A 21,572-nucleotide genomic window follows, 5' to 3' on the forward strand; every position below is an offset into this window, starting at 1 on the left:
GCGCGGCGGTACTCATGTCGACAACGACAGCCAACTACTGCTGTATCACCGGTGATACGGCGGTGATACCCTTCGCCGCATGGATCGAATCAGCGTTCGCGACTTGCGGAATCACGGCGGAGACGTGCTTGATCGCGTGGGATCGGGCGAGCGCTTGATCGTGACGAAGGACGGGACAGAGGTCGCCGAGCTTCGTCCGCTGGCGCGTCGTCCGGTGTCCGCGACCGAGTTGATCGCTCGACGGCGGACGCTTCCGTCGTTCGACCTCGACGCACTGCGCTCGGACATCGACGAACTGATCGACCCGTCGCTGTGAGAGGCGTCCTCGATACCTCAGTGGTCGTCGCGCTCGGCGATCTCGTCGACGCGCGGGATTTGCCGGACGAGCCGGTTGTCACCGCGATCACGCTCGCGGAGTTGTCGGTCGGGCCGCTCGTAGCCAAGACCGAACGCGAACGGGCGGTGCGGCAGGCGCATCTGCAGCAGGCGGAGGCCGACTTCCAATCGCTGCCGTTCGACGATGCGGCAGCTCGGGCGTTCGGGCGGGTCGCAGCCGATCTCCGCCGAGCCGGCCGCAAGCCCGCGGCACGGGCGTACGACGCCCTCATCGCTGCGATCGCGGTGTCGACCGGCCTCGACGTGTACACCGCGAGTCCGGAGGACTTCTCGGGTATCACTGGCCTCACCGTGCACGAGGTCGAGCTCGCCCCAATTTACTTCTGAAAGTATCTGCTGGGGCAGAATCGAAAATTCAACGGCCGCTGACTCCCGGGCCGGCTATTGGTGCTGGTCCCGCTTCGCCCTCCGCGCGTCCACGTCCTTCTGCACGCTCTCCGGAATCAGCGCCGCGAACCGCGCGGTCTGCTTCGGCTTGGTGACGAACTCGTCCACGACCCCATTGATAGCCGTAAAGATGGCGTCGACCGCCTCCGTCGTAGACCTGTCCAGCACGAGCACAGTGGTGTCGTCGGGCACCTCATCCACATGCACCGCCGAGTTCCCCACGTGGCGAACGTAGGTCAGTAGGTCACCGAGTCCGCTGCTGACTTTCGCGTCCGCCAGATCGATCAAGTCAACGAGCCGCAGCCGTGATGTGGCGTCCGGCAGCACCTGGCGCAGCAAGACTTCCAGCGTGGAGCGCGCCATGGCGGCACCGGCGCGACGGGAGACACCGACAACTGCGCGAGCCTCGTTGTAGAGGAGCACCACATCATCGGGCATGTCCTCGTGCGGTACCGCGACGGTGCTGGCGGCCGGGTAGACCAGGTGATTCCCGCGCCAGGTGGAGAACATGCCGCACGCGCTGCACTGGGCCTGCGTCCAGTCCGCGTTCGACACTCGAGTGGCGAAGAATTTAATTATGTCGACACCGCCGGTCGGCGCCGGTCGCGGGTTCTACGCGAGTTCGGCTTCGGTGTTGCAGATGTTGTCCCAGCTTCTCGGGACGAACTCGCCGGCCTCGTTATACCCATCCTCGTCGTCGCGACCGAGCGCGCACCAGGTCTGATGCGCGAACGCACCGCAGTTCGGGCAGTCGAACGAAGCCTTGCGCAGTCCCGGAGCACGGTCGTCAGTAGCGGGCACGATGCGACAGTAACGAGGCTCTTCGCAGTCGATGGTGTGGGTCGTTCGCGCGAAGGTGCGGAGCGGGGCCCTGCGTGCGAGCCGTTCGAATGGCGGCCGACCATTCTGCAGGTTTTCGTCGCCGTTACCGCTGCCCAGACTGCGGTCCAATCTGGCGACAAGACACCACCGCTTGGCGGCGCCCGGCGAAGCTCACCCGCGCGGCGGTCTGATGGGCGCTGGAGGCGCTGGTGGTCGAGAAGCTGATCGTCGCTCTGGTCCCTGACGCGCTCGACGTGTGGCATTGAAGCGGAACGTCGCCAGTTGTTCGCTGGGCTCGAGCACGCAGAGATGCCTCCCTGACGCAACCGCATCGGGCGTGGCGAGTCGGCAACGCCTCGAGCACCCCGAAAGTACGGTGGTTGCTTACGGTCAAGACCTCCGCGACTGCGCGGGCTCGGGGATCGTTAGTGGAAGAAGCGACGTGCAGCTCGAGGACCTCAAAGCCCAGACGCAGGTGACGGGGATCGACCCCGTCGGTCCCGTTGACATCATCGCGGCGTGGATGCGAGGCGTTGACGCCGTCGAGGTGACGTACAAGGGGTCAAGCGGCGCGATTACCCAGGTCATCGTGTACCGGCCCGACGAAGCGAGGCTCGCACTGCACCTGGAGGCGGGGCGTCCGTTCGACGCGGATGCCCGGGACTTCAGGCTTGCTGCTGAGGCTCAGCGCATCATGCTCGCGGGCCTTCACGACCCGATGCTTGCCGTGGCCACCAGTGATGTGCAGCCGCTGCCGCACCAAATTCGCGCCGTGTACGGCGAGCTGCTGCCTCGCACACCGCTGCGCTTCCTCCTCGCCGATGACCCCGGAGCCGGGAAGACGATCATGGCCGGGCTCTACATCAAAGAGCTCATCCTCCGAGAGGACGTCAGGACCTGCCTCATCGTTGCTCCGGGCGGGCTTGTGGAGCAGTGGCAGGACGAGCTCGCACTGAAGTTCGGTCTCGACTTTGAGATCCTCGCTCCGGGTGCCGAGGACGCAGGTCCTGGGCACACAGTGTTCGAGCAGAAGCGTTTGCTCATCGCCCGCATGGATCAGCTTGCGCGGAACGAAGTACTGCTCGATCAGATCTCTCAGGCCGAGTTCGACCTCGTCGTCGTCGACGAGGCGCATCGAATGAGCGCGACCTGGTTCGGCGGGGAGCTGAAGGCCTCCAGGCGATTTCAACTCGGGGAGTTGCTGCGAGACCAGTCACGGCATTTCCTCCTGATGACAGCGACTCCGCACAACGGCAAGGAGGAGGACTTCCAGACCTTCCTGTCTCTTCTCGACCGCGATCGCTTCGTGGGTCCAGGCGGAAAGTACGCCCAGGCCGGCGCCGCGGACGGACTGATGCGCCGCATGGTGAAGGAGAAGCTGGTCACCTTCGAAGGCCGACCGCTCTTTCCTGAGCGCATCGCGGAGACCGTTGCGTATCAGTTGTCGGACGCCGAGCAGTACCTGTACGACGAGGTCACGGACTACGTCCGTAACGGGATGAACCTTGCCGATCGGCTGGAGGGCAAGCGCAAGAACACGGTCGGGTTCGCGCTCACCGTGCTTCAGCGACGCCTCGCGTCCAGTCCGGAAGCGATCTTTCAGTCCCTCCGGCGGCGCACGGAACGGCTCGAGCGCACCCGCGCCGATCTGCTCAGCGGAGTGACTCTTGCAATCGAGGCGCCCGCATCACTCGTGGGTGATGACCACGAGACTGCCGATTTCGACACTGATGAGTTCGACGCGGCGGAACTCGAGGAGGCAGAGGACGAGCTGGTCGACGCAGCCACCGCCGCCCGCACCGCAGCAGAACTCGAGACCGAGATCATCGACCTACGTCGCCTCACGGCCGAGGCACGCAGGCTTCTCGATTCACAGCAGGACGTCAAGTGGACGCAGCTGCGCCAAGTCATTGAGAGCCAGGTCCTGGCGCACACCGACGGAACGTCCCGCAAACTCATCGTCTTCACCGAGCATCGCGACACGCTGAATTATCTGGTGAACCGAATCACTCTGCTCCTTGGCAAGCGCGATCCGGTCGTTGCGATCCATGGGGCGGTGCCTCGGTATGAGCGCCGCCGGATCACCGCTGAGTTCACGTCCAACCCCGAGGTGCAGATCCTCATCGCGACCGATGCGGCCGGCGAGGGGCTGAACCTGCAGGCAGCGCACCTCATGGTCAACTACGACCTGCCGTGGAACCCGAACCGCATCGAGCAGCGCTTCGGCCGTATTCACCGAATCGGCCAGACAGAGGTCTGCCGACTCTGGAACCTCGTCGCCAACAACACACGGGAAGGCGAGGTCTTCATCCGCCTACTCGGCAAAATCGACGAGCAGCGCGCTGCCTATGACGGTGAGATCTTCAACGTACTCGGCACGTCGCTGGGTGACCTGTCGCTGACCCGCGTACTCCGCGAAGCGATCCGGTACGGGGAGCAGCCCGACGTCCGAGCCAAGATGTGGGAGGTGATCGACGCGGGCGTCTCGGCTGGCCTGAAGGAGTTGCTCGACGAAGATGCTCTCGCTGGCGAGGCACTCGCGCCCTCTGATCTAGAAGCGCTCCGACGGCAGATGGATGACGCGAAGGCCCGTCGCCTCCAGCCGCACTTCATCCGCGACGCGTTTCTGGAGGCCTTTGAGAGAGCGGGAGGGCGCATCTCTCGGCGTGAAAGGGGTCGTTACGAGATCACGCATGTGCCGGCGGCAGTTCGCGAGCGTGCGGGACTAGCGCCGGTCTCTCGTCGGTACGAACGCATCGCCTTCGACATCACGGCGTTGGATGTTCAGGGCTCTCCGCGAGCCGAGCTGCTCGCCCCCGGTCACCCTCTGCATGATGCTGTGCTCCAGCTCGTGATCGATCAACACGGCCGAACCCTCGATCGCGGGACCGTTCTCACGTCCGACGCGGTGACGGAGCCGACCCTCCTCGTGGGCGTGCTGAACGAGATCCGGGACGCGGCCGGCCAAACCGTCGGCAAGCGGTTCGGCTATTCACTTGTCGGCGCAGATGAAAGCCCGACGGAGGCAGGCGCGGCGCCCTACCTCGACTTCGCACCAGCTGACGATGCGCAGCGCGACGCTGGAAAAGAGCTTTCAGACCTCAGCGAGCGTGAAGCGCAGGCGGTCTCGTGGGTTATCGCCGAGCAACTTCCCGGCTTCGCAACAGACATCATGACGCGGCGCACTCTTGAGTACGAGCGAGTGAGGGAGCGCGTCGCGCAACGCCTGACGCAGGAGGTGAATCGGCTCGATACGGAAGCGCTCAAGACTGATGCCGACGCGGCCGCTGGAAAGCGTGTCCGCTACTCGGCCGAGACGCTCCGTCGGCGCGCTGAGGATCTCGAGCAGCGCCGGAAGTCGCGCCTCGCCCTCATCGATCGACAACTTGCGATGGCGCCGGTCACGCCGCGCATCACTGCGATCGCACTCGTAATGCCTGCGGCGCGCGAAGCGACGAACGTTGGTGCGTTCTCCGCCGATCCTGCCGCGCGCGCGAAGATCGAGCGCCGCGGTGTTGATGCCGTCTTGGCCGCAGAACGCCAGCTTGGTCGGACACCAGAGGAGCAGCTGCACAACAACCCAGGCTTCGACGTCCTCTCGCAGTCCCGCGACAGCGGAAGCGTTCGTATCGAGGTCAAGGCGCGGATCGAAGGCGCAGACACCTTCACCATCACGCGCACAGAGGTCCTGACCGCGCTCAATACCGCGCCGGACCACAGGCTCGCGCTCGTGCGCGTGGGCAGCCTCGGCCCGGAGCACGACACGGTTCGCTACATCGGCAACGCCTTCAATGGTGTTGAACCGAGTTGGCTCACGGATTTCGACGTCGTCTCCCAGAACCTCTCCTGGAGCGAATGGTGGGCACGCGGAGCGCAGCCGTTCTGATCCAGTGGCGCGGGGTGGGGCAGGGTTGAACTGAGTCAGCACCACGCGCTCGTGCGGCGGAGCGGTGTCGGATCAGGTCCGTAGGCTCGAACATCGCCCCCCAGTTATGTGCGTGCCCATCGGAGGAGCTCAGTGGTTGTGAAGCGCAAGTTGATCGAGGTGTCGATCCCACTCGACGAGATCAACAAGCAGTCGGCCCGCGAGAAGTCGATCCGGCATGGGCACCCAAGCACCATGCACCTGTGGTGGGCACGGCGTCCGCTCGCAACCGCCCGGGCGGTGCTCTTCTCGCAGCTTGTCGACGACCCATCGGCACGCGAGGACGAATTCCTCGCTGAGGCTCTCGAGACTGGACAAGAAGACCCCGAGGCCTGGGCCGCTGCCCGCATCAAGCAGGAGCGAGATCGCCTGTTCGACCTAATGACACGGATGGTCAACTGGGACAACCTGGGTGACGAGGCGCTATTCGACGCCGTCCGTGCCGAGATCATGAGATCGACGAACGGCAATCCGCCCGCGATCCTGGATCCGTTCGCAGGTGGAGGAACTATCCCCTTAGAGGCTCAGCGCCTCGGGCTCGAGGCCCACGCGAGCGACCTTAATCCTGTTGCTGTCTTGATCAACAAAGCGCTGATCGAGATTCCACCAAAGTTCGCCGGGCACGAGCCGGTGTTCCCGTGCGCTGCAGGCACACGGACCGACTGGCCCAGGGCAACGGGTCTCGCAGAAGATGTGCGGCGCTACGGGGCATGGATGAGGGACGCCGCCGAGAACCGCATCGGACAGCTGTATCCAAAAGCGAAGCTCCCAGGGGGCGGGGAGGCGACCGTCATTGCGTGGATTTGGGCGCGTACCGTCACCTGTCCAAACCCAGCGTGCGGTATTGCGATGCCGCTCGTGCGCTCCTGGTGGCTTGGCAAGAAGAAGGGCAAGGAGGCCTACGTCGTTCCCACCGTGGTCGACCGAAAGGTGAGGTACACCGTCGGGCGCGACATGAAGCAGGCACCGCGGGCGAACGAGGACGGGAGCGTTGGTCGCACTGGAGCAGTCTGCATCTCGTGCGGTTCAGCCGTGGCGCTCGAATACATACGCGAGACGAGCCGGCAAGTCGGGCTCGGCTCGCAACTCATGGCTATCGTCGCAGCGGGCAGCCGGTCGCGTACATATCTTGCCCCAACACCCGAACAGGTTGTTGCGGCAGACGTCGCAGCACCAGGTGATGTTCCGCCGGGTGAACTCTTCGACTGGCCGGGACGTATCAACGTGTACCGATATGGACTAACCGAATTCAGGGACCTCTTCACAAACCGGCAGCTGACGGCGCTGACGACTCTCAGCGACCTTGTCTCGGATGTCCGTGGCAGAGTCTTCGCCGACGCGCGGAAGGCAGGGCTATCTGAAGGTGATCGTCTGGAACCGGGAGGCATGGGCGCGGCGGCTTACGCCGACGCGGTCGCCACCTACCTCGGGTTGGCGGTAAGCAAGTCGACGAACGTGGGCTCGAGCGTGACGAGTTGGATGAGTGACCGAGGTGCATTTCGCGAGACATTTACGCGGCAAGCAATCCCGATGGTCTGGGACTTTGCAGAGTCGTACCCGCTTGGGGATGGTGGAGGAACGTTCGCCTCCGCGGTCGAACGCGCAAGCGACGTTCTTGATGCGCTACCCGCTGGAACCTCGGTAGTCGTCAAACAGGCGGACGCGTCAACGCTGGCGTTCCAGCGCACCCTCATTTCGACAGATCCGCCATACTACGACAACATCGGTTATTCAGACCTCAGTGACTTCTTTTACGTCTGGATTAGACACTCGCTGGGCACGGTGCACCCGACGCTCCTGAGCACGCTACTCGTCCCCAAGGCCGATGAACTCGTTGCGAATCCATATCGCCACGGAGGCAAGGACGGCGCGAAAGCTTTCTTCGAGACTGGGTTCGAGCATGTCTTTGCACATGCGCGCGAGTCAGCGACAAATGACTATCCGATCACTGTGTACTACGCGTTTAAGCAGACTGAAGCCGACGAGGGCGGCGACGGCGGCGAGGCATCAACTGGCTGGGAGATGATCCTGGGAGGTATTGTTCGGGCTGGATGGTCTGTTACCGCCACATGGCCTGTCCGAACTGAGGGTTCGGGTCGCATGCTAGCGAGGGGCACGAACGCCCTCGCCTCGTCTGTTGTACTTGCGCTGCGACCGCGACCCGATGGCGCGCCCACCATGGACCGCCGCGGCTTCATCGCCGCGATGAAGCGCGAGCTTGGTCCGGCGCTGCGGGAGTTGCAGCAGGGCGGGATCGCGCCCGTCGACCTTCCGCAGTCAGCTGTCGGTCCGGGCATAGCGGTGTTTTCACGATATGCAAAGGTCATCGAGTCAGACGGGTCGGAAATGACCGTGCGAGCTGCGCTGTCGCGAATTAATGAAGTTTTGGACGAGCTTCTGACGGAGCAGGAGGGCGACTTCGACCCGATCACCCGCTTCGCAATCGCTTGGTATCGAGGCAACGGGTATGAAGCCGGGGCCTATGGAAGTGCGGAGGATTTGGCTCGAGCCCGCGCGACGGCGGTGTCAGCCATGGAACAGAGCGGTATCTTGACTGCTCGCGCGGGGAAGGTGCGGCTCCACAAGCCCTCGGGCCTACCCGGCGACTATGACGTGGCCAAGGATCAGCACACCTCTGCGTGGGAGGCGCTGCAGCACACGATTCGCATCCAGGAGACTAAGGGCATCACTGCCGCAGGCGCATTCCTCTACCAGGCGAGTCGACGATCCGACGGAGCAGTCGACCTCGACCTCGTGAAAGAGCTGGCCTACCTGCTGTTCCAGGTAGCTGAGAAGAACGGCTGGACACGCGACGCGATTTCTTTCAATGGCATCGCGACGTCGTGGTCGGAACTGCTCGACTCAGGGCGCACGCCCGTTCAAGTCATCACTGCGAGGACGCTCGACTTTGACGACGTGGTCTAGGCGGCAATAGCGCGCAAGCACGACGGCAGACCCCTTCCCGGGAGCTGAAATCACCCTCAAGGCGGAGGAACACAAAATGGCGACATCGAATCGCGATCGCATTGGCCGAATGTTCGAGGTTCTCGCGGAAGCGCTCGACCTGTTCATCGCAGAGGCGCTGGAGCCGCAGGTCGGTACCTCCGACTGGGCTCTCGTGGTCAAGCTGGCCGACCAGGAGAAGGGCATCACTGGCAAGTCCTACAGCCGCAACGACCCAGCGCTGCAGCTCCGGATGTTGACCGAGGGGCTCACCGGCCGGGTGAAGCAGGGATGGTTTCCGTTCAAGGGCGTCGTCACCCGCGAGCACGAGGCTTACGCCAGCCTGCTCCGCGAGACACGAAACCGGTGGGCTCACAACGCCTCGTTCGACGACGACTCCGCACTACGCGCACTCGACTACGCCCGACTGCTGCTCTCCGCGGTGGGGCAGACGTTCGCCGCCGACAAGGTCGACGCAATCCGCCTCGACCTACGTCGTATCGCGACTGACAAGCAGGACTCTCGGACGCTCAAGTCGTTGACCGTCGTGCCCGGAACGTCAGGGGTGGCGCCGTGGCGGCAGGTCTTGAAGCCCCGGGATGAGGTGGCTACTGGCAGCTTCCAGTCCAGCGAGTTCGCTGCGGATCTCTACAAGGTCGCGCAAGGCTCGACCTCGACGAGTGGTGAGTACGCCGATCCCGCGCAGTTCTTCGCCCGCACCTACCTCACAGAGGGACTGAGCGACCTGATCGGGCGGGCCGTGCGGAGGCTCTCTGGCGATGCGAATGCCTCACCGGTAGTCAACCTTCAGACCAACTTCGGTGGCGGCAAGTCCCACTCAATGCTCGCGCTGTGGCATCTGGCCGGACGCTTGCCGCTGGACCGGTTCCCGCAGGCCGCGCAGGAGCTGTTGACGGCGAACGGTTACCCGACCGATGGGATCGAGGCGACTCGGGTTGCGCTCGTCGGCAATCACTTTGCCCCACAGGGCGAGACGAAAGACGACGGCACTCGCGTTAACACCCTGTGGGGCGAGCTTGCTTGGCAGTTGGGCGGGCGTGGTGGTTATGAAATCGTTCGGCAGCACGACGAGAAGCACACGAACCCCGGGGGAGACCTCCACGTGCTTCTGGCGAAGCACGCACCCGCGGTGATTCTCATCGATGAATGGGTCGCCTACGCACGTCAGCTGTACGGGCGCGAGGACCTGGCGGGCGGCACGTTCAGCACGCAGTTCACCTTCGCGCAGTCGCTCACGGAAGCCGCGAAGTCGACTCCCGGTGTGCTTCTCGCGATCTCCATTCCCGCATCGCACGACGGTGACGACAGCGGAGATGTCGTCGGCGTTGCCGTAGAGGTAGGTGGGTCAAATGGCATGGAGGCGTTGAAGCAGCTGCAGAACGTTGTCCGTCGCGTGGCTGACCAGTGGCGGCCCGCCTCCAGCGACGAGGCCTATCGAATCGTGAAGCAGCGTCTATTCGAAGCGGAGGATGCAAAGGCCCTCGCTCAGATCGCGGCCACCTCGAAGGCGTTCAGCGACTTCTACCGTGACAACGCGACGGAGTTTCCGAGAGAAGCGAGCGATCCGCAGTACGCGCGACGCATTCAGCAGACCTACCCGTTGCACCCAGAGCTATTTGACCGGCTGTACGAGGACTGGTCGTCGCTCGAACGGTTCCAGCGCACGCGCGGCGTGCTGCGGTTGATGAATGCCGTGATCCACGCCCTCTGGGCGGGCGAGGACCAGGGGCCGTTGATCCTGCCTGGCTCCGTCCCGCTCGCTGTCGCCTCTGTGAACGCAGAGCTGACGCAATACCTCCAGGACTCGTGGAAGGCTGTTATCGACGCAGATGTCGACGGAGCGAATTCCGAACCGGCCCGAATCGACAGCGAAAAGCCGGTGCTTGGTCAGCGATCAGTGACGAAACGTCTCGCGCGCACGGTATTCTTCGGCGCAGCGCCCACCATCGGCACCGCGCATAAGGGCATCGATACCCAACGTGTCTTCATTGGAAGCGCAGTGCCCGGCGATGTCGTCGGCAACTTCCACTCCGCGCTCACGCAGCTCGGCGATCGCACTACGTACTATTACTCGTCCGCCGGCAAGCACTGGTACGACACCCACGCCAACATCACTCGCCGGGCGAAGGACGCTGCAGAGGCCCTACACCCCGAGGACGTCTGGGCGGAGATCGTCAAGCGTCTACGCGGCGAGGAGCGCGCGCGGTCGGACTTCGCTGGCGTGCACGTCGGGCCGAGCGACTCAGCCGACATCCCGGACACCGATCAGGCAAGATTGGTCGTCCTGCACCCGCGGTACCAGCACCGCCGCAAAATCGCCCACTCCGCTGCTCACCAATTTGCGCAGCAGGCAACAGAGCGCCGTGGAACTGCGAACCGGACGAACCGGAACATGGTGGTGTTCCTAGCGCCTGACGAGGAGCGCTTGGCCGAGCTGGATCAGGCGACCCGTTCGTTCCTGGCGTGGAAGGAGATCACCGACAAGGCGAACGACTTGAACCTCACGCCGCAACAACTCGCCCAGGCGAATGAGAAGTGCCAGCAGTTCGGCCGCACGGTCGACGACCGGCTTGTTCTCACATACGTGTGGGTGCTCAACCCGGTCTCGCCCGACCCCGGCTCGCCGTTTGGTTTGGAGGAGGTAAAGGTTGACGGGCAGGCAGGCTCGCTCGCGGAGCGCGTCGCTAAGAAGCTCGGCAGCGCGGGCGCCTACTCAACGCAGCACGCGGCTCGCTCGATCCGCCTCGCTCTCGAGACGCAGGTTCCCGCCGCTTGGACGAACGGACACATTGCTATCGGCGCGCTGTGGGGCTTGTACTCGCAGTACCCATACATGCCGCGTCTGCGGTCGCGCGAGGTGCTGATTGACGCCATTGACAACCAACCTCTGCTGTGGCAGTTGGAGGGCTTTGCTGTCGCCGACAGGTACGACGAGTCAACTGGTCGCTACATCGGACTGTGGTTCCCGGGTGAGACTGGGCGCGCCCCGGTGTCCGACGCGACCTTGATCGTCAAACCGATGCGGGCTGAAGTGCAGCGCTCCGCTGATCTGGCCTCGCTGGCGACGAAAAAGGAACCCGACACGGTCGCACCCTCAGCACCAGACTCCACGACACCGACGGTTGTGGAAGATCAGACGCCAGCACATTCTGGTCAACGGGCCGTGACCCGTTACGTCGGGAGCGTGCCCATCAATGCTGATCGTTACTCGGCCGATTTTGCCAAGGTCGCTGTCGAGGTGCTTGCAAACCTCGCCGCATCGGGCGCGCAACTCACGATTTCGCTCGCGGTTGATGCCGTCCTCCCTGAGGGCTTCACCGAGCAGCAGCTTCGAACTATTCGGGAGAACGCATCCACCCTGAAGTTCACTACAAATGAATTTGAGGCGGAGTAACAAACCAGGTAGCCCTTCGCGGCGTAAATCGCGGGGACCTGCCCGGTCTTGACCTGGCGCGTACGGTGCTTGGCGTCGTTGAGATGGTCTTCGCGGTCGACCTAGCGCGGATCGTCGAGGTCCTCGCGCAATAGCCCTACTCCTTCGCGCTGGAGGAGCGGAAGTCGTTGAAGGCGCGGAGCAGCTTGATCGTCGCCTCGTAGTCGAGCTTCTCGCCGTCGTACCGGACTTCGTACAACCCCTGCAGATTCGAGGGGAGCTGTGCGCCGTTCTCGACCAGCAAGATGAAGTTCCGGCCAAATAGTGCCATCGCCGCGCCGATCTCGATTAGCACGTTCTGGTTGAGACGTGTCACCTCGTTGCCGGCGGAGTCTACGAATTTCTCCTCTGCGCCGACATGCACGATCCCTGCACCGCACGAGCGCATGTCGTCCATGACCTTGTCGGGGACCGGCTTCGACACGGTCTCGTTCTCCGCGGCGACGACTGGGTCGAAGCCCCCGAATGACAGCAACTCCTTCAATTGTCCAACGATGGCGGCGTTCTTGCCGTGGCTCACAAAGACCCGCTTGTTAGTGGCCAAGTCATTGGCCGCCTGGATAGGGGCGGGCGTCGACGGCACGGCCGCTTCTTGGCCGGCTTCCGCGATCTTCTGGTGCAAGATGTCGGTCGCGCCTTCGCACTTCGAATCCTCCTCGTTAACAGGTTCGACGGGGTTGGCGGCCACCGGCGTCGGGCTCTGGAGGTTGACGTAACGGTTACCACTGATCTCCTGCAGGAACCCAACCGCCTCGGCGTTGTCGATGATCATCTCGAGTGCACGCGTCGACGCCTCAACGGGCACCCCCATGTCCTCCAACACGTTCTTAGCGATCGTCGTAGTTGGTACCCGATTGGAGTCGTACTTCTGCAGGAACTCCCTTACGACGCGGGGTTGCATGACAGCCTCGCGAAGTGCGGCTATGTCGTCGCCTTCTTCCGTCGGCGCGATCGCGCGGCGTCCCAACGGGGTGAGCGCGACGCTGTCACTTTGGGCAGCGCCGTCGGTGAGTCCGTAGGCAACCGCTGCGCCGCTCACGGCTCGGAAGGTGCTTCCTGTCGGCGACATCTCCATAGCCTTCGCGACCATGAACGGGCGCGTGGCCTGCTTCCCGTACTGGTCTCGCAACACGATCGGCACACGAAGCGCTTCCTTCACGGATCGGCTCGGAACGTCTGACTGGCTCAAGCGCTTCCGCCGCCCAACGTCGCCGGTCACCTGGTCGTCATCCTTAGTCCCGCTCACTTGCCCTCCTGCATATCCATGGCAGGACCGTAAGCGTAGTCTTGTCGTGGAGTCAAGAAGAGAAGTGCGAGAAAGCAGCGCACTCCCGGGCGCAGAACCATGGGGAAACAGGGTGTCTGGCCGTACAACGCACTTCCGCACGGCTTCACGGCCCTGCGGACGACAGGAGCTATCTTGTAGATGGTTTAAGCAGATTGCCATGTAATTGCAGTGTCTACCTGATCGGGGGCGTATTTTGGCATGCGCGTCGATGGAGTGGAAAGCCTTCAAGCGGGCGATCTGATCGTTGCAGTCGATATCTCGCGCGGGTGTGCGGGTCGACTCAGAAACCCTGAGCGCACGGTCGACTGGCGCGGCGCGGCTTGCGCAACCGCTCCGCAGAGGTCCTGCGGACGGTGTCCGACGGCATCCCTGCCACCGCGACCCTGACCGGCACGGCCGTCGGAGAGCAGGCGGTGCGTAACGCGCGCCCGCAGTTCCTCTCCGAAGCCGACGTCGTTCGGTTCGTCGCCGCCCAGCAGGCCGACGCCTGGCTCGCTCGAGATCTCGAGCGGCTCTCTGGCGCCATTACCGACGAGCTGGATGCAGTGTGAACGGGCGCGCGGGAGGGTGTTGATCGCCCGCGAGAGCGTGTGCGCTCCGACCCGACGCGCTGTCGGATCGGTCAGCGGTGAGCGGTGTCACTCGGGACGAACAACACGTGGACACGCTGGCCACGGGTGACATCGCGACGCGCGCCCGCTGGCTCGCAAATACTCGAGGCGGTCGCCGGCGTACCGCGGTCGAACCTCTGAGTAACCGAATGTGACGGGGGCGTCACTCCGCAGACGTCATCGCCCCAGAGCCAAGGCGACTTATCCGGCAGCCGACGGCAACGAGCAGATTCCAGTGTCGTAGGGGCCGCTTAGCCTCGCCGCCATGAGAGGTGTAAGTGTCCAATGAAGCGAGCCCCCATCGAGTCGCGAATCGAGGCGGCCTCGATCGCTGCGCGCGTCACGAAGGGCGCCGAGGCGGTCCACTGCCAGTACTGCGGCTTTTGACACGTGGTCGGGTTCGGGTCACCAGTGGAGCGGCCGAGCGACCCAAAGAAGCGACGATGACCAGCGAACATCTTCGGGCCCGACGCCCGTGAAAGTTCAAGTCGACGCGCCAGCAGCGTGGTTCCTCTTGCCAGCGTCGGAGGCGATCGTCACCGACCCCGATCTCGACGATGACCCTCCTCGGTACGCCGGACAGCTGCGCGGAGGGTGGGGCGCGGTCGGCGACTGCATCTTCGAGGTCATGACAGCGATCGACTCCGCGTCCCTGGATCCGCTTGAGCTAACCGTCGAGATCCAGTGCGCTGGCGCGGACGACCTCAACTCGGATCAGCAGCGTGTCATTGATTCGTGGTTTCGTTTGGGCGAGCTGGAGCTGAGTGCTCCGGAAGCGCGTTGGTGCGAGGGCCGCCATCGAAGCTGGGGGCTGAAGGCGGCAGGCTTCGCCGCGATCCCCGTACAACTCGCGCCGGTCTCAGATGCAATCCGGTTTTGGTACCCGGACCCAACCGGTTGGGGTCCCTTGGACCGCGAGTCCGTCGACGCACTCGAGGAAGTTCGAGACTGGTGGCACGGAGACCCGATCGCGACTTGGCGGGCAATAAATCCGTGCTACGGACAACGACTCGACGCCATCATTCGACACTGGCGCGTTCGGCTGGGCCAACTGTGAGCCGCTGCCTCAACTTTTTGTAACTCAATGACCGGTGTTGCCGGTGGTGTGGTTACGAGGGCTCACCGTGGGACAGCCTGGTCCGGCGCCTCGCGCACGAGCCGTACGGTTGGCGCCCGACCGTGCTGCACGTCGTCGTGCGCCGCTGGCGCTGTCCGGGCTGCGTTGGCAGATCACACCAGCACGCGCAGCACCACCTCCGGAAACTCGAGATGCGGCGAGTGGCCGCAGTCCGCCAGTGCGATCTCCTCGTACGCACCTCCTGCGGCCGCGTAGCGGTCGAGCACCGCGCGGGTCTGGGTCACCATCGGCTGCGGGGGAGCGGCGTCCTCGCCCGGCCATCCGGGCACGACGCCCGCCTTGCCGAGCATGTTGAAGTCGAAGTACGTCGCGTCCGAGACGATGGCGTCGTCCTCGCCGCGGATCCAGACGATCTGCGGCTTGTTCGGGATGTCCACGATGCCGGTCAGGTCGAGGTTCGTCGGCGCCATCGTGTTGAGCACCCCGCGGGTACCGGGCGCGAAGCCGGGCCACGACTCCGACGGGGTCGAGTCGCCCGGGTAGTTGTCGAGGCCCGTCTTCGTCGTGAGCATCGACTCGACCCAGAGGTCCTCGTGGTCGGGGTCCGGCGTCTTCACGTACGTCGTGCGGTAGACGGTGCGCGGGCTCGACGGGCCGTCGCCTGTGTCCTGCGCCTCGACCGCGGCGACGAACGCGGCATTCACCGCGCCACCGCCCGAGCCCGCGCCCCCGTTCAGGATCGTTCCGTCCGGCCTCGTGCCGCCGAAGCCGAACGGGCTGACCGGGGACTCCAGGATTACGGAGTCGACGAGATCCGGACGGTCGAGCAGCAGCTGCAGCACGACGCCCGCGCCCATGCTCCAGCCGAGGATCCGCACGGGGCCGGTGCCCAGCGCATCCAGCACGCCGGCGACGTCGTCGCTGAAGTCCCGCAGCCCGCGGCTCGCGTCGACCGGCAGGGTCTCGCTGTCGCCGAAGCCCCGCAGGTCGATCGCCAGCGCCCGCACGTCGGCGGGCAGGGCCAGCATCAGTGGCTGGAAGAACAGGCTGCTCGAGACGTTGCCGTGGATCAGCACCACGGTGCGGCGCGGGACGCCCGATGCGGGGCGCTCGATCACGTTCGCCCTGAGGCGGTCGGTGGGCACCTCGTGCACGGTGATCCCGTCGAGGGTGGTCTGCATGTGAACTCCTTCGTTCTCGGTCAGTTGTTCAGGGCGGTGCGGACCGCGGCGGCGACCTCGTCGACGCCGGGGCTCGCCATGACGATCGTGTAGTGGTTGACGCCCGGGACCTCGACGATCCTCAGCTGCGGCAGCTCCTGACGGGCCGCCTCGAGCGCGCCCGGCGGGTAGAGGCCGGGCGGCTGCGCCTGCAAGCCAAGCGGCGCCCGCAGCACGACGACCGGCTGGTGCACCGAGTGCAGCGCCTCGACGTACCACTCGGGGCCGAAGAGCTCGCGCTGGTCCGCGGCGACCGCGTCCGGGACAGCGGATGGGCGGAACCCGCCTGGCACCTCGTCGAGGTCGTAGTCGACGTACTCGGCGAGGTCGTCGCTCCACTGTCCCGCGAACGCCGGATGCCCGATCCAGAACTGCTCGTACTCCGCGCGCGACGGGAACACCCTGGTGAGGCGCTCGAAGGCCGGCCCCAGCAGCGCCTTCGGATCGATCGCGTCGAGATCGACACCTGGCGGGGGCGTCAGCGGCAGCCCGCCGTCGACGAGCACGACGGATGCGATGCGCTCCTGCTCATCCGCGGCCGCGAGCAGCGTCACGAAGCCGCCCATCGAATGGCCGAGGGCGACGACCGAGTCGAGGCGCAGCGCATGCAGGACGTGGCGGACGTCCTGCGCGTGACGGCGCAGGCCGTACGGGCCGGGCAGGTCGTTGCTGCGGGCGCGGCCGCGCAGGTCGGGCGCGACGATGCGGACCTCGGGCAGCGCGCCGACCAGCGCCGCGAACGAGCGGCTCGACGCGGTGATCCCGTGGATCGCGAGCAGGACCGGGCCGTCTTCCGGGCCGGTCTCCGCAACCGCGAGATCGCCTCCGTCGACAGCGACGGCGTGGGTGCGCCACTCGGTCATCCGGCGCTCCGCTGCCGTCGCGTGCCACCTGCTGGACGCGTCACTTCGCGCTCCATCCGCCGTCCATCGTGTAGGAGGCGCCGTTGACCATCGCCGCGGTGTCGCCGGCCAGCCAGACGACGAGGTCGGCTACCTCGGCCGGCTCGACGAGGCGCTTGATCGCGGTCTCGGTGAGCATGATCTCCTCGACGACGCGGTCCTCCGAGATGCCGTGGATGCGCGCCTGATCCGCGATCTGCTGCTCCACGAGCGGCGTGCGCACGTAGGACGGCTCGATGCAGTTGCTGGTGACGCCCTTCGCCCCGCCTTCGAGCGCGATCGTCTTGGATAGCCCCTCGAGGCCGTGCTTCGCGGAGACGTACGCGCTCTTGTAGGCGCTCGCCCGCAGGCCGTGCACCGAGCTGATGTTGATGACGCGGCCCCAGCCGCGGTCGTACATCCCCGGCAGCGCCGCCCGGACGAGCTGGAACGGCGCGACGAGCATCAGGTCGACGATGAAGCGCCAGCGGGCCGGGTCGAACTCCTCGATCGGGCTCACGGTCTGGACGCCCGCGTTGTTGACGAGCACGTCGACGTCGAGGCTGAGCTCGTCGAGCCCTTCGGGCTTCGACAGGTCGACCTGCCACGGGGTGCCGCGGATCTCCGCCGCCACCCGCGCGGCGCCCTCGCCGTCGAGGTCCGCGACGGTCACCGATGCACCGACCGCGGCCAGCGCTCGCGCGGCCGCCTCGCCGATGCCGCTCGCGCCGCCGGTCAGAAGCGCCCGCTTGCCCTGGAGATCGCTCACGCCGACTCCTTCGTCTCGAGACGATCCTGGCTCATCGCGCCGTGCTGCGGTTCGTCTCTGCGCCGGGCGACCGCTCGAGCACCTCGTCCATCGTGCTGACGAGTCGTCGAGCGCGCGCCAGGTTCTGCGCCCAGAGCGGTTTCGAGATCTCCCCCGCTCCATACTGCGCACGGTTTTTCACGTCCAGGAGACGCCCGAGGGCGGCGGCGGCGTTCGAATCGTCGGGGAGCGCCCGTTTGAGCAGGGCGACCGCTGCTCGATGGTCATCGCCGTGCGAATGCTCACCCAGGCGATGACCGCAGATCGCGTCGCTTGCGGCGATGCCGGCCTCGACGGCGTTGCTGAGACCGACCGCCCTCACGGCGCTTGTCGGTGCACCCTCCGCGTCCTCCGCCACCACGAGGAAGGCGTGCGCTCTCGCCGCCCGCTCCCGAATACCCGCCGCATCGATGACCTTGGACTGCGCAGCCACTACCTTGCACCGCGTTCCAGGGTCGCAGGCTTCGCGCCGGCGACGAGTACGGCTTCATGTCGCCATGATTCGACCATCGGATCGCCGTTGCCAACCAGCTCGGCCAGCTGCGCATCGGTCACGTCGTAGATCTCCGCGCGGTTGCCGGTCCACGCCTCGACGCGGCCGGCGAGCAGCTCGCTGAACGCGTCGCGTTCGCCGAGCGTCGTGTGGTCCGGATGCACGACAAGCAGGTCGACATCGCTGTCGGCGGTCGAACTGAAGCGGGCCGTCGATCCGTAGAGCAGCACCGACGTACCGGCCGCGGCGTGCTTCTTGGCCAACCTGTTTATCTCGTCGTCGAGTTCGGACCGGATGTCCCGGGCCCGTTTCACCGCGGGCCAGAGCAGGTGATCTTCGTTCACGGCGTACTCGACGGCGTGCGGGCGAGCCGTCGCAGCGACCAAGCCGATGCTCACCAGCTCGAGCAGCGCGGTGCGGGTGACGCTCGCGGACGCCGCACCGGTCACCCGCGCGACCTGGCGACCGCTCATGGGGCCCAGACGGGAGAGCGTGAGCAATGCGGTCGCCACGGTCGGCCGAAACAGCGACTCCAGCGAGTTCGAGAGGTTCATAATCCGAGTGTACCGCGAAACAGTACAATTGTACTGACTTCTAGTACATCCGGAGGGTCCAGTGCTCGCCCACGCGCTCGCGCTGCCGGCCCGACACGTGGTGTCACGAGTGATACCATCCAATCATGCCCATGACCTTGCGTTTGACCGACGCTGAGGCCGACGCGCTGCGTACTCGCGCCGAGCTCGAGGGGCGCTCCATGCAGGACGTCGCTCGGCAGGCGGTCCGCGAGTACATCGAGCAGCGCAGTCGTGCCGAGCTCATCGACGGGGTGTTGGACGCGGCGTTGCCGCGATATGCCGAGGCGTTGGCGCGACTCGCGAAGTGATCTTCCTCACCCTGGAGGAGTTGCTGCACGTCGCGGAACGGACACTCGGCGCGCCCGCGCGGCTCCGGGACGCCGGACTGCTCGAATCCGCCCTCGCCCGCCCGCGTACAACGGTGGCGGGCGTGGACGCCTATCCGGGCATCGAGGACAAGGCGGCCGCACTCGTGCACTCGCTGGTGCGGAATCACGGGCTGATCGACGGGAACAAGCGGCTCGGACTCGTCGGCTTGATCGTCTTCCTCGCAGTCAACGGGCTCGAACTGCAGTTCTCCAACGACGAGGCGTTCGACTTCATCACCGACATCGCGGAGGGGCGACTCGACGAGGTCGGGGCGATCGCCACGCGCATCCGCTTCGCGACTGTAGCGACGGGCTGACCGGGTAGCCGTCGGAGTGGGCACACCGGCTCGGCCGCTCGCCATCGCTCGGCTTGGCTCCGCCCTCCCTGCGGGGCCGCGCCCTGCGGCGCTACGGTCGTTTCGGCGTACCGGTCTGCTCATCCGCGGGCGCGGCCGGGCGCTGAGAGATGAAGCGGAGCACACCGGTGACGACCACCCCACCCACCCCGAGCAGCACCCCCTCCGGTCCCGTCGACCCGACCGGCACCGACGCGTGGCGGGCGCTCGCCGCGATCGCCGACGGCTTCACGCCCGACCTGCGCGGGTGGTTCGCGGCGGAGGCCGACCGGGCGGAGCGGTTCACTTTTCAGGCGGCCGACCTGACCGTCGATCTCTCCAAGAACCTGGTGACCGACGAGATCCTGGGGCACCTGCTGCAGCTGGCGAAGGACGTCGACGTGCCTGGGCGGTACGCCGCCATGATCGCGGGCGAGCGGATCAACGCCACCGAGGATCGCGCCGTGCTGCACACCGCGCTCCGACGCCCGGCTGCCGGATCGGCCGACGCGGCCGACCTGCAGCCCCCCGCACCGTTCGTGCTCGACGGGCAGGACATCGACCACGACGTGCAGCAGGTGCTCGACAAGGTCGGCGCCTTCGCGACCGCCGTGCGCGACGGCAGCTGGATCGGCGTCACCGGCAAGCGGATCGCGACCGTCGTCAACATCGGCATCGGCGGTAGCGACCTCGGGCCCGTCATGGTCTACGAGGCGCTCAAGCCGTACCTGCAGGCGGGGCTGGAGGTGCGGTTCGTCTCCAATATCGACCCCTCCGACGTCTACGAGAAGACCGCGGACCTGAACCCCGAGACCACGCTCTTCATCGTCGCGTCCAAGACCTTCGGCACGCTCGAGACCCTGACGAACGCGCGCCTCGCGCGGCAGTGGCTGTGGGAGGGCCTGACCGACTTCGGCCTGATCGACGACACCGACGAGGCCCGCACGGGCGCCGTCGCCAAGCACTTCGTCGCAGTTTCCACCGCGCTCGACAAGGTGCAGGCGTTCGGCATCGACCCCGACAACGCCTTCGGCTTCTGGGACTGGGTGGGAGGCCGCTACTCCGTCGACTCCGCCATCGGCACGTCCCTGGCCGTCGCGATCGGGCCCGACGGGTTCCGAGAGTTCCTCGCCGGATTCCACGCGCTCGACGAGCACATGCGCACCACCCCGCTGGAGCGCAACGTCCCCGTGCTGATGGGCCTGCTGAACGTCTGGTACACGAATTTCCTGGGCGGCCAGACCCACGCGGTGCTGCCCTACGCGCAGTACCTGAACCGGTTCCCCGCCTACCTGCAGCAGTTGACCATGGAGTCGAACGGCAAGTCGGTGCGCTCCGACGGCTCACCGGTCACCACCGACACGGGCGAGGTCTTCTGGGGCGAGCCCGGCACCAACGGCCAGCACGCCTTCTACCAGTTGATCCACCAGGGCACCCGGCTGATCCCGGCCGACTTCATCGCCGTCGCCAACCCGGCGCATCCGCTCGCCGACGACTCCGGCGACGGGGGAGCCGTGGCGCCCGGCGCCGACGTGCACTCGCTGTTCCTGGCCAACTTCTTCGCCCAGACGAAGGCGCTGGCGTTCGGCAAGACGGCGGAGGAGGTGCGGGCGGAGGGAGCGGACGAGTCGGTCCTGGCCGCGCGCACGTTCAGCGGCAACCGGCCGACCACCTCCATCCTCGCCCCGGCGCTCACCCCGTCGGTGGTCGGGCAGCTGATCGCGCTCTACGAGCACATCGTGTTCACGCAGGGCACCATCTGGGGCATCGACTCCTTCGACCAGTGGGGTGTGGAGTTGGGCAAGAAGCTGGCGCTCGAGGTCACGCCCGCCGTGCAGGGCGACGCGGAGGCGCTGCAGTCGCAGGACGCCTCCACCCGCTCGCTGATCGCGAAGTACCTGCAGTTGCGCGAGGGCTGACGGCGCGAGGTGCGCGGGTTTCATTCTGCCGCCATCCGTCCAGCCGAGGGACAGGCAAGGGACTGGCAG

At 65.8% G+C, this 21,572-nt stretch carries 18 protein-coding genes and 1 pseudogene; 11 read left to right on the plus strand and 8 right to left on the minus strand.

Annotation, left to right across the window (positions count from 1 at the left end; all coding sequences use genetic code 11):
• The first annotated feature begins 79 nt into the window (after positions 1–79).
• A complete protein-coding gene (locus ACFE7H_RS00200; protein WP_375399175.1) occupies positions 80–316 on the plus strand; it encodes a type II toxin-antitoxin system Phd/YefM family antitoxin in 237 nt (78 codons plus the stop codon).
• Complete coding sequence (locus tag ACFE7H_RS00205; protein WP_375399176.1) at positions 313–723, plus strand: type II toxin-antitoxin system VapC family toxin; 411 nt, start codon at positions 313–315, stop codon at positions 721–723. Before ACFE7H_RS00200 ends, ACFE7H_RS00205 begins: the two co-directional genes overlap by 4 nt.
• 54 nt (positions 724–777) lie before the next feature.
• Here the strand turns inward: ACFE7H_RS00205 and ACFE7H_RS00210 are convergent, their stop codons facing one another.
• Together ACFE7H_RS00210 and ACFE7H_RS00215 are read right to left on the minus strand one after the other, a co-directional pair.
• Entirely contained in the window at positions 778–1,293 is a 516-nt protein-coding gene (locus ACFE7H_RS00210) for a DUF4145 domain-containing protein (protein ID WP_375399177.1), read from the minus strand.
• 102 nt (positions 1,294–1,395) lie between these two features.
• Positions 1,396–1,734: a hypothetical protein gene (locus ACFE7H_RS00215; RefSeq protein WP_375399178.1), complete on the minus strand. Its 339-nt coding sequence runs from the start codon at positions 1,732–1,734 to the stop codon at positions 1,396–1,398.
• A gap of 313 nt (positions 1,735–2,047) precedes the next feature.
• Here ACFE7H_RS00215 and ACFE7H_RS00220 point away from each other — a divergent pair, with 313 nt between their 5' ends.
• The 3 genes from ACFE7H_RS00220 (at position 2,048) to ACFE7H_RS00230 (ending at position 11,888) form a co-directional block, all read left to right on the plus strand.
• Positions 2,048–5,491, plus strand: a complete 3,444-nt coding sequence (locus ACFE7H_RS00220; RefSeq protein ID WP_375399179.1) for a helicase-related protein — start codon at positions 2,048–2,050, stop codon at positions 5,489–5,491.
• Between the two features lie 138 nt (positions 5,492–5,629).
• Positions 5,630–8,455 (plus strand): DUF1156 domain-containing protein, encoded by a 2,826-nt coding sequence (locus ACFE7H_RS00225; protein WP_375399180.1) that lies wholly within the window; start codon positions 5,630–5,632, stop codon positions 8,453–8,455.
• 76 nt (positions 8,456–8,531) lie between these two features.
• Complete coding sequence (locus ACFE7H_RS00230; protein ID WP_375399181.1) at positions 8,532–11,888, plus strand: DUF499 domain-containing protein; 3,357 nt, start codon at positions 8,532–8,534, stop codon at positions 11,886–11,888.
• A 136-nt stretch (positions 11,889–12,024) separates the two neighbouring features.
• Here ACFE7H_RS00230 and ACFE7H_RS00235 read toward each other — a convergent pair whose 3' ends face one another.
• Positions 12,025–13,173: a TIR domain-containing protein gene (locus tag ACFE7H_RS00235; protein ID WP_375399182.1), complete on the minus strand. Its 1,149-nt coding sequence runs from the start codon at positions 13,171–13,173 to the stop codon at positions 12,025–12,027.
• A 395-nt stretch (positions 13,174–13,568) separates the two neighbouring features.
• Here ACFE7H_RS00235 and ACFE7H_RS00240 point away from each other — a divergent pair, with 395 nt between their 5' ends.
• The 3 genes and pseudogenes from ACFE7H_RS00240 to ACFE7H_RS00250 all read left to right on the plus strand — a co-directional run.
• Positions 13,569–13,766 (plus strand): hypothetical protein, encoded by a 198-nt coding sequence (locus ACFE7H_RS00240; RefSeq protein WP_375399183.1) that lies wholly within the window; start codon positions 13,569–13,571, stop codon positions 13,764–13,766.
• Between the two features lie 535 nt (positions 13,767–14,301).
• Positions 14,302–14,883 carry a hypothetical protein gene (locus tag ACFE7H_RS00245; protein WP_375399184.1) on the plus strand — a complete coding sequence of 194 codons (582 nt, stop codon included), beginning with the start codon at positions 14,302–14,304 and terminating at the stop codon, positions 14,881–14,883.
• A gap of 29 nt (positions 14,884–14,912) precedes the next feature.
• Positions 14,913–15,047 (plus strand): annotated as a pseudogene (locus ACFE7H_RS00250) (ISL3 family transposase); the annotation flags it as partial.
• Positions 15,048–15,056: 9 nt separating this feature from the next.
• Here ACFE7H_RS00250 and ACFE7H_RS00255 read toward each other — a convergent pair.
• The 5 genes from ACFE7H_RS00255 to ACFE7H_RS00275 are packed head-to-tail and all read right to left on the minus strand — an operon-like array spanning position 15,057 to position 18,860.
• A complete protein-coding gene (locus ACFE7H_RS00255) occupies positions 15,057–16,085 on the minus strand; it encodes an alpha/beta fold hydrolase (RefSeq protein WP_375399185.1) in 1,029 nt (342 codons plus the stop codon).
• Between the two features lie 20 nt (positions 16,086–16,105).
• A complete protein-coding gene (locus tag ACFE7H_RS00260; protein WP_375399186.1) occupies positions 16,106–16,987 on the minus strand; it encodes an alpha/beta fold hydrolase in 882 nt (293 codons plus the stop codon).
• A gap of 40 nt (positions 16,988–17,027) precedes the next feature.
• Positions 17,028–17,774, minus strand: coding sequence for a 3-hydroxybutyrate dehydrogenase (locus tag ACFE7H_RS00265; RefSeq protein WP_375399187.1), 747 nt, complete (start codon positions 17,772–17,774; stop codon positions 17,028–17,030).
• Between the two features lie 31 nt (positions 17,775–17,805).
• The gene (locus ACFE7H_RS00270; RefSeq protein WP_375399188.1) at positions 17,806–18,246 is read right to left on the minus strand and encodes a hypothetical protein; all 441 of its coding nucleotides are present in this window, start codon (positions 18,244–18,246) and stop codon (positions 17,806–17,808) included.
• The gene (locus ACFE7H_RS00275) at positions 18,246–18,860 is read right to left on the minus strand and encodes a nucleotidyltransferase domain-containing protein (protein WP_375399189.1); all 615 of its coding nucleotides are present in this window, start codon (positions 18,858–18,860) and stop codon (positions 18,246–18,248) included. The genes ACFE7H_RS00270 and ACFE7H_RS00275 overlap by 1 nt, the downstream gene beginning before the upstream one ends.
• 131 nt (positions 18,861–18,991) lie before the next feature.
• Between ACFE7H_RS00275 and ACFE7H_RS00280 the strand changes: the two genes are divergently transcribed.
• The 3 genes from ACFE7H_RS00280 (at position 18,992) to pgi (ending at position 21,503) form a co-directional block, all read left to right on the plus strand.
• Positions 18,992–19,189, plus strand: coding sequence for a ribbon-helix-helix protein, CopG family (locus ACFE7H_RS00280; protein WP_375399190.1), 198 nt, complete (start codon positions 18,992–18,994; stop codon positions 19,187–19,189).
• Positions 19,186–19,566, plus strand: coding sequence for a type II toxin-antitoxin system death-on-curing family toxin (locus ACFE7H_RS00285; protein WP_375399191.1), 381 nt, complete (start codon positions 19,186–19,188; stop codon positions 19,564–19,566). Before ACFE7H_RS00280 ends, ACFE7H_RS00285 begins: the two co-directional genes overlap by 4 nt.
• 167 nt (positions 19,567–19,733) lie before the next feature.
• Positions 19,734–21,503, plus strand: a complete 1,770-nt coding sequence (gene pgi, locus ACFE7H_RS00290; protein ID WP_375399192.1) for a glucose-6-phosphate isomerase — start codon at positions 19,734–19,736, stop codon at positions 21,501–21,503.
• Positions 21,504–21,572: the final 69 nt, after the last annotated feature.

Source organism: uncultured Amnibacterium sp. (genome assembly GCF_964250715.1).
Classification (GTDB): domain Bacteria; phylum Actinomycetota; class Actinomycetes; order Actinomycetales; family Microbacteriaceae; genus Amnibacterium.

Bases quoted from the DNA above. Each gene is read 5' to 3' on its own strand.
- ACFE7H_RS00200 (WP_375399175.1), top strand. From the start codon at position 80: ATGGATCGAATCAGCGTTCGCGACTTGCGGAATCACGGCGGAGACGTG.
- ACFE7H_RS00210 (WP_375399177.1), bottom strand. From the start codon at position 1,293: ATGTTCTCCACCTGGCGCGGGAATCACCTGGTCTACCCGGCCGCCAGC.
- ACFE7H_RS00230 (WP_375399181.1), top strand. From the start codon at position 8,532: ATGGCGACATCGAATCGCGATCGCATTGGCCGAATGTTCGAGGTTCTC.
- ACFE7H_RS00255 (WP_375399185.1), bottom strand. From the start codon at position 16,085: ATGCAGACCACCCTCGACGGGATCACCGTGCACGAGGTGCCCACCGAC.
- ACFE7H_RS00260 (WP_375399186.1), bottom strand. From the start codon at position 16,987: ATGACCGAGTGGCGCACCCACGCCGTCGCTGTCGACGGAGGCGATCTC.
- ACFE7H_RS00275 (WP_375399189.1), bottom strand. From the start codon at position 18,860: ATGAACCTCTCGAACTCGCTGGAGTCGCTGTTTCGGCCGACCGTGGCG.
- ACFE7H_RS00280 (WP_375399190.1), top strand. From the start codon at position 18,992: ATGACCTTGCGTTTGACCGACGCTGAGGCCGACGCGCTGCGTACTCGC.